Annotated in this window: 11 protein-coding genes; 8 read left to right on the top strand and 3 right to left on the bottom strand. The window is 75.1% G+C overall.

Annotated features, from left to right (window positions below; translation table 11 throughout):
• The 4 genes from ACZ7MF_RS25305 to ACZ7MF_RS25290 all read left to right on the top strand — a co-directional run bounded on the left by ACZ7MF_RS25305 (nt 1) and on the right by ACZ7MF_RS25290 (nt 4,411).
• Nucleotides 1–528 carry a toxin gene (locus tag ACZ7MF_RS25305; protein ID WP_471479964.1) on the top strand — a complete coding sequence of 176 codons (528 nt, stop codon included), beginning with the start codon at nt 1–3 and terminating at the stop codon, nt 526–528.
• On the top strand, nt 525–1,709 hold the full coding sequence (locus ACZ7MF_RS25300) for an MAB_1171c family putative transporter (RefSeq protein WP_471479963.1): 1,185 nt from the start codon (nt 525–527) through the stop codon (nt 1,707–1,709). Before ACZ7MF_RS25305 ends, ACZ7MF_RS25300 begins: the two co-directional genes overlap by 4 nt.
• A 94-nt stretch (nt 1,710–1,803) precedes the next feature.
• Entirely contained in the window at nt 1,804–3,015 is a 1,212-nt protein-coding gene (locus ACZ7MF_RS25295) for an MAB_1171c family putative transporter (protein WP_471479961.1), read from the top strand.
• Nucleotides 3,005–4,411, top strand: a complete 1,407-nt coding sequence (locus tag ACZ7MF_RS25290) for an NAD(P)/FAD-dependent oxidoreductase (RefSeq protein WP_471479959.1) — start codon at nt 3,005–3,007, stop codon at nt 4,409–4,411. Before ACZ7MF_RS25295 ends, ACZ7MF_RS25290 begins: the two co-directional genes overlap by 11 nt.
• Nucleotides 4,412–4,429: 18 nt before the next feature.
• Here ACZ7MF_RS25290 and ACZ7MF_RS25285 read toward each other — a convergent pair whose 3' ends face one another.
• The gene (locus ACZ7MF_RS25285) at nt 4,430–5,290 is read right to left on the bottom strand and encodes an SMP-30/gluconolactonase/LRE family protein (protein WP_471479957.1); all 861 of its coding nucleotides are present in this window, start codon (nt 5,288–5,290) and stop codon (nt 4,430–4,432) included.
• On the bottom strand, nt 5,287–6,060 hold the full coding sequence (locus ACZ7MF_RS25280; protein ID WP_007449320.1) for an IclR family transcriptional regulator: 774 nt from the start codon (nt 6,058–6,060) through the stop codon (nt 5,287–5,289). The genes ACZ7MF_RS25285 and ACZ7MF_RS25280 overlap by 4 nt, the downstream gene beginning before the upstream one ends.
• A 99-nt stretch (nt 6,061–6,159) precedes the next feature.
• Here ACZ7MF_RS25280 and ACZ7MF_RS25275 point away from each other — a divergent pair, with 99 nt between their 5' ends.
• Nucleotides 6,160–6,762 (top strand): hypothetical protein, encoded by a 603-nt coding sequence (locus ACZ7MF_RS25275; RefSeq protein ID WP_471479956.1) that lies wholly within the window; start codon nt 6,160–6,162, stop codon nt 6,760–6,762.
• A gap of 24 nt (nt 6,763–6,786) precedes the next feature.
• Here ACZ7MF_RS25275 and ACZ7MF_RS25270 read toward each other — a convergent pair whose 3' ends face one another.
• Nucleotides 6,787–7,494, bottom strand: a complete 708-nt coding sequence (locus tag ACZ7MF_RS25270) for a FadR/GntR family transcriptional regulator (RefSeq protein ID WP_471479954.1) — start codon at nt 7,492–7,494, stop codon at nt 6,787–6,789.
• Between the two features lie 199 nt (nt 7,495–7,693).
• Here ACZ7MF_RS25270 and ACZ7MF_RS25265 point away from each other — a divergent pair, with 199 nt between their 5' ends.
• The 3 genes from ACZ7MF_RS25265 (at nt 7,694) to ACZ7MF_RS25255 (ending at nt 12,000) form a co-directional block, all read left to right on the top strand.
• Complete coding sequence (locus tag ACZ7MF_RS25265; RefSeq protein WP_471479952.1) at nt 7,694–9,070, top strand: SLC13 family permease; 1,377 nt, start codon at nt 7,694–7,696, stop codon at nt 9,068–9,070.
• A 103-nt stretch (nt 9,071–9,173) separates the two neighbouring features.
• On the top strand, nt 9,174–10,631 hold the full coding sequence (locus tag ACZ7MF_RS25260) for an acyl-CoA synthetase (RefSeq protein ID WP_471479951.1): 1,458 nt from the start codon (nt 9,174–9,176) through the stop codon (nt 10,629–10,631).
• The gene (locus ACZ7MF_RS25255; protein WP_471479949.1) at nt 10,624–12,000 is read left to right on the top strand and encodes a carboxyl transferase domain-containing protein; all 1,377 of its coding nucleotides are present in this window, start codon (nt 10,624–10,626) and stop codon (nt 11,998–12,000) included. Before ACZ7MF_RS25260 ends, ACZ7MF_RS25255 begins: the two co-directional genes overlap by 8 nt.
• Nucleotides 12,001–12,132 lie beyond the last annotated feature (132 nt).

Below are 12,132 nucleotides of genomic sequence, written 5' to 3'. Positions count from 1 at the left end.
GTGCGTACCAGGAAGGAGATGCGTCGTCTCGCTGACGCTCTCATCGACCCCATCGAGGTGGCCGTGCCGGCCGACCCCGAGGTGCTGTTCGAGGCACTCGTCGCCTCCGTCAGCGCGTGGCGGGGACGGGAGGTGGTCGTGCACCGGGCGGCGTTCCCGCCGCACACCGCGAGCGGGCTGTGGCTCGAACGCGAGAGCCACGACGACGTGGTGGTCGACGAACGCGCGGCCGTCTGGCACCAGATCGTGATCCTCTGCCACGAGGTGTGGCACATGAGCCGCCGCCGGGCGGAGGGTGGGGCGGAGGCCGACGACGGGCCCCGAGCGGTGGCCGCGCGCACCGACTTCTCCCTGGCGGAGGAACAGGAGGCGGACCGCTTCGGCATGCTGATGGGCAGTCGGCTGCGCACCTGGCTGGACGCCTCCACCGACTCGGTGTTCGCCGCGGAGGGCGGTGGCCCGGCCAGCCCTCAGAGCCTCGCCGGACGCATCGGGGCCGCGCTCAACTACCGCGGGACGACCGGATGAACAGCCTGATCAACTACCTGAGTTGCGCGGCGCTCTGGCTCGGCCTCGCGGTGCGCGCCCCCGACCTGCTGCGGCACCGGCACGATCCGTATCTGCGGGCCATCTGCGCGGTGCTGGGACTGGCCGGGCTCTGCTTCCTGCTCGGAGCGCCGCCGACGGTCGGCGCCGTCAACCGGCTGAGCGGCGTGCCCAACCTCGCGGCGCCGGTCACCTACGCGGCGATCACCGGATACTGCGCCGCCTCCCAGGTCCTCGTCGTCCACTGGCGCGGCGGCCCCCGGGTGCGCCGCACCGCCCGCCGGTGGACGCTCGCCTACGCCGTCGTGGTCCTCGGCATCGCGGTGACCTTCGCGCTCGGCGACGCGCCCGTGGAGCGCCGCACCGATCTGGACACCTACTACGCGACGACCCCGTACATCGCCCAGATGATCGTGCTGTACCTGGTCGCGCACCTGAGCGCGGCGACCGTCACGACGGTGTCCGCGCTGCGCTGGGCCCGCCAGGTGCACGGCGGGCTGCGGGCCGGCCTGACGCTGATCGGGGCCGGTTCGCTGTGCGGCGCCGGCTACAGCGCCACCAAGCTCGTCGCGGTGGGCGCCCGCTGGTCCGGGCACGACTGGTCGGCGCTCGGCACCACGGTCTCCCCGGCCGCCGCGGGCCTCGGCGCCCTGCTGGTGGTCGTCGGGGTACTGGTGCCGCTGGTGACGCCGCGGGTGTCCGAGTGGCGGCGGGCGGGGCGCGCGTACGCCCGGCTGGGGCCGTTGGAGGAGACGCTGGACGACCTGCTCGTCCGCCGGGCCCTGCGGCTGCCGCGCCCGCGGTTCGCCTCGCCCGCCACCCTCCTGATGTGGCGCCGGACCAGCATCCACAACGCGCTCGGTCACCTGGACGCGTACTGCGACCGGGACCTGTTCGACCGGACCCGCGCCGACACGCTGGCGGCGACGGGCGATCCCGAACTGGCCGGGGCGAGTGCCTGGGCCGCGGTGATCGTCGACGCGCTGCGGCACGAGGCCGGACCGGGGAAGGTGTCGCCGCCCGCCACGGGCACCGGTCGTCCCCTGGCCCCGTCGCCGGACCCGGCGGCCCTCGCGAGGATCTCCGACGTGCTCGCCGGCGCCGTGCGGGTACCGGCCGCGTCCACGGTGCCGACCGGCAGGACGACGGCGGGCACCGCGTGACGGCGGGCGGCGGCACCGAGGGTGGCAGGGGCGGCCGCGCGGGCACCCGGCACGGCCGGGACGCACAGGTCCCGCACGAGAGGAGTGGTCGGACGTGAGTCTCGTCGTCTACCTGGCGGCAGTGGTGTTCGGCATGACCTCGGTGCTGCTGTTCCGCCGCCCCCGGACGGCCGTCCGCAATCCGCTGACCCTGTCCACCTGCGTGGCCATCGTCCTCGGTGCCCTGGTCTTCGTGTGCGCCGCCCCGGCCACCCTCGGCACCGTCAACGAACTCACCGGCGTCCCCAACTTCGGGGCCCCGCTGACCTACGGCATGCTCTCCGCCTACAGCTGCGCGGTGCTGGTGCTGCTGATCAACTGGCGGGGCGGCCCCCGGCCGGTGGTGCGGCGCGCGGTGCTGCGCAGCATGGCGGCCTACGGTCTGCTGGTGGCCGCCATCGTCGTGCTGTTCCTGCTCGCCGACGCGGACACCGAGCGGCTGACCGACCTCGACACGTACTACGCGGGCACCCCGTTCATGCGGGAGATGATCCTGCTGTACCTGCTCGGGCACAGCGCGGCGATGCTGGTGATGTGTGCCGTCTGCGTCAAGTGGAGCCGTGAGGTGCGCGGCCTGCTGCGGGTCGGGCTGCGGCTCATCCTGCTGGGCGCACTGCTGGACCTGGTGGGGTTCCAGCTCACCAAGTACACGGCCGTGGTGGCGCGGTGGACCGGTCACAACCTCGACTTCCTGTCCACCAACGTGGCCCCGCCGATGGCGTCGCTGGCGGCGCTGGTGTGTTCCGTGGGGTTCGCCCTGCCCAGGCTGCTGCCTTCCGTACACGCCCACTGGCGGGGGCTGGACGACTACCGGCGGCTGGGTCCGCTGTGGTCGCTGGTGAAGTCGGTGTCCACGGCTCCCCGGCAGCCGTCCGTCTGGTGGCGGCTTCCCCGGGCCCGGCTCCAGTGGCGCGAGGTCTCCATCCACGACGCCCTGCTCACGCTGGCGCCGTACTTCGACCACCGGGTCCGCGAGGGGGCGCGGGACGCCGCCCTGCGCGCGGGCCGCTCCCCGCACCAGGCGCGGCTGGCGGCGGAGGCGGCGATGCTCGCCGACGCGGCGCGGCGGGCCACCGCCCACGAGGAACCGCCCGACGCCGCCGGTTCCTACCGGCTGCACGCCACCGAGGTACCGGGCGCGAGCGGGCTGGTGGAACTGTCGCAGGCACTGCACCACCCGCCCGGCCGGGCCGCCGGACCCGGCGGCACGGGCCCGTCTTCCCTGTCCGGACCCCTGACCGAACCCGAGGAGCCCCATGTCGCCTAGAGCAGTCGTCGTCGGTGCCGGACTGGCCGGGATGCTGGCCGCGGCCGTGCTGGCCGACGCGGGCGTGGCGGAGGTCGTCGTGCTGGACCGCGACGAGCTGCCCGACGGGCCCCGGCAGCGCCGGGGTCTTCCCCAGGGCCGGCACGCGCACCTGCTGATGCCCGGCGGGCTGACGGCGATGGAGGAGACGGTGCCCGGCGTGAGCCTGCGCAAGCGGCTGCTCGCCGCCGGGGCGCACGAGGTGTCCCTCAGCTCGGGCCTGCTGGCCCGCAGCCCCGAGGGCTGGCTGCGGCGGTGGCGGCGCCCGGGGCCCGTCATGCTCACCTGCACCCGGGCGCTGGTGGACTGGACGGTACGGGCCGCGGTGCTCGAACACCCGGCCGTCGAGGTGCGCCGGGCGGCCGTGCTGGGCCTGACCGGGTCCGCGGGCCGGGTGCGGGGCGTGCGGGTCTCGGGGTCCGGCGGGGAGGAGGACCTCGACGCCGACCTGGTCGTCGACGCGAGCGGACGCGGTACGCGGATCCTCACCTGGCTGGACGGGATCGGGCTGTCCGGCGTCCGGACGCGGACCGTGGACTCGGGGCTGGTCAACGCCTCGCGCGTGTACCGGGTACCGGCCGGGGCGGAGCGGTTCCCGCTGACGGTCGTGCACGCCGATCCGTACGTCTCCCGGCCGGGCCGGAGCGCCATGGTCATGCCGATCGAGGGGGACCGCTGGCTGGTCAGCTGCGGCGGCACGCGCGGCGGTGAGCCGCCGGCCGATCCCGAGGGCTTCCTGCGGTACACGCTCGACCTGCCGGACCCGATCGTGGGCCGGCTGATCTCCGGCGCCGAACCGCTCACCGACGTGCACCTGAGCCGGTCCACCAGCAATGTGCGGCACTACCTGGACAAGGTGCCCGACTGGCCGGAGGGCCTGGTGGTCCTCGGCGACGCGCTCGGCACCTTCAACCCGGCCTACGGGCAGGGCATGTCGGTGGCCGCGTTCGGCGCCCGCGTACTCGGCCGGGAGCTGGACCGGGCCGACGGGCTCGGCACACCCGGCCTGGCCCGGCGGGTGCTGCGGGGTGCGGCGCGCCCGGTGGACGCGGCCTGGGCCATGGCCGTCGGGCAGGACGTCCTCTACCCCCGAACGCGCGGCGGCGGGCGGCCGGGGATCGCCGACCGGGCGGCGACGGCGTACACGCGCCGTATGACGCGGGCGGCCACCGGTTCCTTCGCGGCGGCCTCGGCGCTCTGGGACGTCACCAGCATGCGCACACCGCCGACCCGGATGTTCCGCCCCACCGCGGTGCTGGCCGCCCTCACCGGCTCGCCCCTGCCCGCTCTGACGGGTCCCCCGCTGACGCCCTCAGAGCGCGAGGTGCTCGACGGCCTCGACCGCACGGGGGCGTGAGCGGGTCCGCCGGGCTCCTCATCCCGCGAACGCCGGCTGCGCCACCCCCCGTCCCGCGCCCGGCACCACCAGCAGGGAGCCCGCCAGGGGGTGCGGGTCGGGCAGGCCGACGCGGGCCGTGGTGAGGTACAGGTCGGTGAGGTCCGGGCCGCCGAAGGCGCAGGCCGTGACCCGGGGGACGGGGAGGGCGATCACCCGGTCCAGGTCGCCGGACGGGGTGTAGCGGCGTACCGCGCCGCCGTCCCACAGGGCGACCCACACGCAGCCGTCGGCGTCGACGCACAGGCCGTCGGGGAAGCCCGCGCCGTCCTCGATCGCGGCCAGGGGGCGGCGGCCCGCGACCCGGCCGTCCGCGGTGACGTCGAAGACGTCGATACGGCGGGTCGGGGTGTCGGCGTAGTACATGAGCGTGCCGTCGGGGCTCCAGCCGGTGCCGTTGCTCACCGTCACGTCGTCGAGGACGGTCTCGGCCGTCCCGTCGCCGGTGTACCGGGTCAGCGTGCCCCCGCCCGGCGCCTCGTCGTAGCGCATGGTGCCCGCCCACAGGCTGCCGTCGGGGGCGACGGCGGCGTCGTTGCCGCGGCGGCCGGGGACGGGCTCGCGGTGCAGCCAGCGGAAGGTGTCGTCCGCGTCGAGGAGACCGATCCCGTCCCGCAGGTTGAGGACCAGGCCGCCGCCCGCGCGGGGCTTGACGGCGCCCACGTGCTGGTCGGTGCGGCGCACGGTGCGCCGGCCGGTGGCCGGGTCGTGGGTGTGGACGCGGGAGTTCAGGATGTCGAGCCACAGGAGGCGGCCCGTCGCCGGGTCCCAGGTGGGGCCCTCGCCGAGGGACGCCTGGGCGTGGACGGCCACCTCGAAGGCCGTGCCGGTCCCCCTCATGCCGCGCTCCGGTGGCCGAGCCGCTCGGAGAGGTCGGCGGCGCCCTTGACGGCGAGCTGCTCCAGTTCGGCGCGGCGCTCCTCGCTCCAGCGGATCATGGGCACGGAGATGGACAGCGCGGCGACGACCCGGCCGGTGCGGTCGCGGACCGGGGCGGCCACGCAGGACACGTCCGGGTTGGACTCGCGGCTCTCCACCGCCGTACCGCGCTCGCGGATCGCCGCCAGGGCCTCGCGCAGCGCGGCCGGGTCGGTGATGCTGTTCGGGGTCATCGCGGTCAGCTCGGCGCCGTCGGGGAAGCGCGCGGCGACCTCCGGCTCGGGCAGGGAGGCCAGCAGCATCTTGCCGACGGACGTGCAGTGCGCGGGCAGCCGGCGTCCGGCCGCGGACACCATGCGCACCGCGTGCGTGGAGTCGACCTTGGCGATGTAGATGACGTCGGTGTCCTCCAGGATCGCCACGTGCACCGTCTCGTCGCAGGTCTCGGCGACGGTCCGGGCTACCTGCTGGCCCTCCGCGGCGAGGTCGAGGTGCTCGGCGTAGCGGGCGCCGAGCTGGTACGGGCGCACGCCGAGCCGGTAGCGTCCGGACTGCCCGGCGACCGGGACGATGTACTTGCGGGCGGCGAGCGTGGTGACCAGCTCGTGCACGGTGGTGCGCGGCAGCTGGAGCCTGCGCACGATGTCGGGGGCGGAGAGCGTGCCGTCCCCGTCGAGGAAGAGCTCCAGTATGTCGAGAGCCCGGGTCACGGCCGGCACGAGGCGTCCCATGTCCAGCCCCCTCCCTAGGTGTGTTCGAGATTTCAACAGGCGATCGGAATAACGAACACAGGCTACTCATATCGCGTTTGCCTGGGCAATGGGCGGGTGATGATGGTGGCCATGCCGACCGGAAAGCAGCCCCCAGCTCCCTTCACCCCGCGCGACTTCCAGCTGGTCCTGCTGCGCCGCATGGCCGACCACAACCCCGGACCGGTGGAGGACGCCCGCCGGGAGCTGGGCGCCTCGGTCGCGGAGATGCGCGAGGCCAACAGGCGCTGGCAGGCGATGCTCCACTCCCCCCGGTCCCGCTCGGCCGCCTCGCGGTACCGCTCCGTCCTGGGCGAGCCGGAGTCGGTGGCGCCGCGCCGGATCGGCGACCTGGAGTGCGAGGCCCGGCAGTGGGTGCTGCCCCTGTGGCCCGGCCTGCGTTTCGAGGTGCTCGTGGCGGACAAGGGCGTCGTCTGGAACGAGTGGCTGGTCCGCGCCCCCGGCGCACAGGGGCCCGAACTGCGCACCCTGGACGACCTCACGCCCTGGTCCTGCACGGTGGACGAGGCGGCCCGCGCCTTCGCCCCCGCCCGGCCGCTCCAGGGCTCGGCGCCGACCCGGTGGGGGCTGGCCTTCACCGCCCCGGACCGGGAGGGCGTACGGCACGAGGTGGTCGCGGAGTTCACCTGGGGGCTGTTGCAGCGCACGGCGGTCGGCGGCTGACGCGGGCCCGGCGGGGGCGGGCGGTCAGCGCTCGTCCTCCGGGTCCCAGTCCAGCAGGCGGACCTTGGCGACCGTACGGACGTGGCGGCGCATCGCGGCGGCGGCCTGCCGGGGCTGCCGGGCGGCCACGGCGTCCAGGATCGCGCGGTGCTGGGCCAGGGAGCGGCCGGGGCGGCCGGGCTGACGCAGGGACTCGGTGCGGCTCTCGGCGATCTGGTGGGCGATGGACCGCATGAACTCGGCGAGCAGGCTGCTGTGCGCCGCCGCCGTCACCGCCGCGTGGAAGAGCCGGTCGCCCTCGACGCCGTGCCCGTCCCGGTCGATCTCCTCGGCCATCACGGCCAGCGCGGACCGCATGGCGGCGAGGTCGTCCTCGGTGCGGCGCTCGGCGGCCAGTTCGGCGAGCTTCGTCTCCAGCGCCTCCCGGGCCTCCAGGACGTCCGGGAGGCGTCGGCGGCGTTCGACCATCTGCTCGACGGGTTCGACGTCGAGGCTGTCCCGGACCAGATAGGTCCCGCCGCCGTGCCGCGCCTCCACCAGGCCCTGCACCTCCAGGACCACGATCGCCTGCTTCACCGAGGCACGGCTGACCCCGAGGCGCTGGGCCAGGTCCCGCTCGGGCGGCAGCCGGTCGCCCGCCCGCAGGCCGCCGTCGGTGACGTACTGGCGCAGCCGCTCCAGCACCTGTTCGTACAGGCGCTGTTTGGTCATGGGACGCAGGGCGTCGGTCATGAGGTCCCCCCTCTCGACGGGAGCGTAGCACCGGCGCCGTCGGTGGCCCGGTGGCCGAGTGGCTAAGCCAATTGTTGCGCGACCCCTTGACGCCTGCTCCTGCCGGGCCCACGCTGACCAGCCAACCGCACCATTCCAAGTGGCTCAGCCACTCAGCCACTCCACATCGGCAGTCAGGTCAGCACTCGGGAGCCCCCGCATGTCCCCCGAACTCATCTCGATCCTCGTCCTCGTCGTGGTGTTCGTCATCGCCACCACCCGCTCCGTCAACATGGGCGCGCTCGCCTTCGCCGCCGCGTTCGGGGTGGGCACGCTCGTCGCCGACCTCGACGCGGACGGCATCTTCGCCGGGTTCCCCGGCGACCTGTTCGTCGTCCTCGTCGGCGTCACCTACCTGTTCGCGATCGCCCGCGCCAACGGCACCACCGACTGGCTGGTGCACGCGGCCGTCCGGCTGGTGAGGGGCCGGGTCGCGCTGATCCCCTGGGTGATGTTCGCGCTGACCGGCGCGCTCACGGCGATCGGCGCGGTCAGTCCGGCCGCGGTCGCGATCGTCGCGCCGATCGCCCTGAGCTTCGCCACCCGGTACTCGATCAGCCCGCTGCTGATGGGCACGATGGTGGTGCACGGCGCGCAGGCCGGCGGGTTCTCGCCGATCAGCATCTACGGCTCGATCGTCAACGGCATCGTGGAGCGGGAGAAGCTCCCCGGCAGCGAGATCGGCCTCTTCCTGGCCTCGCTGGTCGCCAACCTCCTCATCGCCGCCGTGCTGTTCGCGGTGCTCGGCGGGCGGAAGCTGTGGGCGCGCGGGGCGGTGACGCCGGAGGACGGCGGCGCCCCCGGCAAGGACCCCGGGCCGACCGGCACCGGAGCGGGCGGCGGCACCGACGCGGCCCCCGGCAGCGGCGGCGGCGCCCCCACCGCTGTGGCCGTCCGCCCCGACCAGGAGACCGGCGGCACCGAAGGCACCGGCATCCGCCTCACCCCGGCCCGCATCGCCACCCTGGTCGCCCTGGTCGCGCTGGTCGTGGCCGTGCTCGGCTTCGACCTGGACGCCGGTCTGACCGCGGTCACCCTCGCCGTGGTGCTGAGCACCGCCTGGCCGGACGACAGCCGCCGCGCCGTCGGCGAGATCGCCTGGTCCACGGTGCTGCTGATCTGCGGTGTCCTCACCTACGTGGGTGTGCTGGAGGAGATGGGCACCATCACCTGGGCCGGTGAGGGCGTCGGCGGCATCGGGGTCCCGCTGCTGGCCGCGCTGCTGCTCTGCTACATCGGCGCGATCGTGTCGGCCTTCGCCTCCTCCGTGGGCATCATGGGCGCGCTGATCCCGCTGGCGGTGCCGTTCCTCGCGCAGGGCGAGATCGGGGCGGTCGGCATGATCGCGGCGCTCGCGGTGTCCGCGACGGTGGTGGACGTCAGCCCGTTCTCGACCAACGGCGCGCTGGTGCTGGCCGCCGCCCCGGACGTGGACCGGGACCGCTTCTTCCGCCAGCTGATGATCTACGGCGGGATCGTGGTGGCGGCCGTGCCGGCGCTGGCCTGGCTGGTGCTGGTCGTGCCCGGTTTCGGGTAGGTCCACCTCGCGGATCCGATGCGATCCGGCAGCCTTGAACGACAGCTCTCGGGCAACACCCTTCGGGCAACAGCTCTCGGGCAACAGCTAAGGAGTACGACGCGTGTCCTCTCTCTTCCCGGCCCTCTCCCCGGCCCCGACCGGCGCTCCGGCCGACCGGCCCGCGCTGCGGTTCGGCGAGCGCTCCCTGACGTACGCGGAACTCGCCGCCGCGGCGGGCGCCACGGCCGGTCGGATCGGCGGCGCCGACCGGGTCGCGGTCTGGGCCACCCCGGCGATGGAGACCGGCGTCGCCGTGGTGGCGGCGCTGCTGGCCGGGGTCGCCGCCGTACCGCTCAACCCGAAGTCCGGCGACCGGGAACTCGCGCACATCCTCTCCGACAGCGCACCCTCGCTCGTCCTGGCGCCCCCGGGCGCCGAGCTGCCGCCCGCCCTCGGCGCCCTGGGGCGCGTCGACGTCGACGTGCGGGCCCGCGGGGCGGTCCCCGAGGACGGTGCCGACGACGGCGACCCCGCGCTCGTCGTCTACACCTCCGGCACCACGGGACCGCCGAAGGGCGCCGTCATCCCCCGGCGGGCGCTCGCGACGACCCTGGACGCGCTCGCCGACGCCTGGCAGTGGACCGGCGAGGACGTGCTCGTGCAGGGGCTGCCGCTGTTCCACGTGCACGGGCTGGTCCTCGGCATCCTCGGCCCGCTGCGCCGGGGCGGGTCCGTGCGGCACCTGGGCAGGTTCTCCACCGAGGGCGCGGCGCGGGAGCTGAACGACGGCGCGACCATGCTGTTCGGGGTGCCGACGATGTACCACAGGATCGCCGAGACGCTCCCCGCCGACCCGGAGCTGGCGAAGGCGCTCGCCGGGGCCCGGCTGCTGGTGTCGGGGTCGGCCGCGCTGCCGGTGCACGACCACGAGCGCATCGCCGCCGCCACCGGGCGGCGCGTGATCGAGCGGTACGGCATGACGGAGACGCTGATGAACACCAGCGTGCGCGCCGACGGCGAGCCGAGGGCCGGGACGGTGGGCGTACCGCTGCCCGGTGTGGAGCTGCGGCTGGTGGAGGAGGACGGCACGCCGATCGCGGCGCTCGACGGGGAGAGCGTCGGCGAGATCCAGGTGCGCGGCCCGAACCTGTTCACCGAGTACCTCAACCGCCCCGACGCCACCGCCGCCGCCTTCACCGAGGACGGCTTCTTCCGCACCGGCGACATGGCGGTGCGCGCCCCCGACGGCTACGTCCGCATCGTCGGCCGCAAGGCCACCGACCTGATCAAGAGCGGCGGGTACAAGATCGGGGCCGGGGAGATCGAGAACGCGCTGCTGGAGCACCCCGGGGTCCGGGAGGCCGCCGTCACCGGCGAGCCCGACCCCGACCTGGGGGAACGGATCGTGGCCTGGATCGTCCCGGCCGACCCCGCCGCGCCGCCCGCCCTCGGCACGCTGGCCGACCATGTCGCCGCCCGGCTCGCCCCGCACAAGCGGCCCCGCGTCGTCCGGTACCTCGACGCGCTGCCCCGCAACGACATGGGGAAGATCATGAAGCGGGCGCTGGACCGTGACTGAGCGCCTGACCGCGCGGGAGTTCCTCGCCCTGGTCACCGACGACGCCACCTTCACCGAACTCCCCCACGCGGACGGCCCGTGGCAGCCCGACGGCCCGCTCGGCTGGCCCGGCTACGACGCCTCGCGGGCCCGCGCCGCCGAGCGCACCGGCGAGGCGGAGTCCGTCGTCTGCGGCACCGGCCGCGTCGAGGGCACCCGGGCCGTGCTCGTCTCCTTCGAGTTCGGCTTCCTCGGCGGCTCGCTGGGGCACCGCACCGGCGACCGGCTGGAGGCGGCGTACGCGTACGCCCGTGAACACCGGCTGCCGGTGGTGCCGTTGGTGGCGACCGGCGGCAGCCGGATGCAGGAGGGGATGCTCGCACTGACCCAGCTCCAGCGGGTGGCCCGGCAGTCGGCGCTCACCCGCGCGGCCGGTCTTGCGCAGATCGCGGTGGTGCGGGACCCGGCGACCGGCGGCGGCTGGGCGACGCTGGGCGCGGGCGCCGACGTGGTCCTCGCCCTGCCCGGCGCCCAGGTCGGCTTCGCCGGGTCGCGGGTCCGGCCGCCGGACGCGGACCCGGCGGCGTACACGGCCGAGGCGCAGGTGGCGGCGGGCAGCGCGGACGCGGTCGTACCGCCCGGGGAGCTGCGCGCGACGCTGGGGCGGTGGCTGCGGCTGCTGACGGCGCCGTCCGACGCACCGGCGCCGGTGCCGGAGCCGCTGGGCGCGCAAGACCTGCCGGCCAGTGGCTGGGACGCGGTGCGCCGGGCCCGTGCCGCCGGACGTCCGCACGCCGGGGCGTACCTGGACGCCTACTTCACCGACCGCGTCGCCCTGTCCGGCGACCGCTCGGGCGGCCGGGACCCGGAGGGCATGCTGTGCGGCTTCGGCGCGCACGCGGGGCGGACGGTCGCGTACGCCGCCCAGACGGGCACGGCCACCCGGCCCGCCGGGTACCGCACCGCGACGCGGCTGGTCCACCTCGCGGACCGGCTCGGCATCCCGGTGCTGACCCTGGTGGACACGCCGGGCGCGGCCAACGACGCGGAGGCGGAGCGGGCGGGGGCGGGTCCGGCGATCGCGGACCTGTTCGGCGCCGTGGCCTCGGTGCGCACGCCGGTCACCACGCTGGTGATCGGCGAGGGCGGCTCGGGCGGGGCGCTGGCCCTGGCCGCGCCCGGCAGCACGTGGGCCACCCCGGACAGCTACTTCTCCGTCATCGCGCCGGAGCACGCGGCGGCGATCCTGAAGCGCCCGCCGCAGGAGGCGGAGGCGACGGCCGGTCAACTGCGGCTGCGCCCCCAGGACTTGGCGGCGCTTGGCGTGATCCGAACAAGCGAGCAGGTGTTCCCTGGAACAGGTGATCGTCGCTCTGAAGAGCGCATGTGACTGCAGGGACCAACGATACTTACGGTGCGCAAGCAACGGGCTGCAGACCGTAGTTGGCGCACATGTCCCCAGTAGTCCCCGCGGGTCCCGGTCTCAGCGGGTCCCGCACCTGAACAGCGCAAGGAGCTGCAC

It is taken from the genome of Streptomyces sp. NPDC111628, assembly GCF_055635195.1.
The sequence above is the reverse complement of the archived record's forward strand: the minus strand, read 5'-3'. Positions and strand labels throughout refer to the sequence as shown.

What these genes read in the sequence shown, in the direction of transcription:
- ACZ7MF_RS25300 (WP_471479963.1), top strand. Translation starts at nt 525, where the DNA reads ATGAACAGCCTGATCAACTACCTGAGTTGCGCGGCGCTCTGGCTCGGC.
- ACZ7MF_RS25290 (WP_471479959.1), top strand. Translation starts at nt 3,005, where the DNA reads ATGTCGCCTAGAGCAGTCGTCGTCGGTGCCGGACTGGCCGGGATGCTG.
- ACZ7MF_RS25285 (WP_471479957.1), bottom strand. Translation starts at nt 5,290, where the DNA reads ATGAGGGGGACCGGCACGGCCTTCGAGGTGGCCGTCCACGCCCAGGCG.
- ACZ7MF_RS25280 (WP_007449320.1), bottom strand. Translation starts at nt 6,060, where the DNA reads ATGGGACGCCTCGTGCCGGCCGTGACCCGGGCTCTCGACATACTGGAG.
- ACZ7MF_RS25275 (WP_471479956.1), top strand. Translation starts at nt 6,160, where the DNA reads ATGATGGTGGCCATGCCGACCGGAAAGCAGCCCCCAGCTCCCTTCACC.
- ACZ7MF_RS25270 (WP_471479954.1), bottom strand. Translation starts at nt 7,494, where the DNA reads ATGACCGACGCCCTGCGTCCCATGACCAAACAGCGCCTGTACGAACAG.
- ACZ7MF_RS25265 (WP_471479952.1), top strand. Translation starts at nt 7,694, where the DNA reads ATGTCCCCCGAACTCATCTCGATCCTCGTCCTCGTCGTGGTGTTCGTC.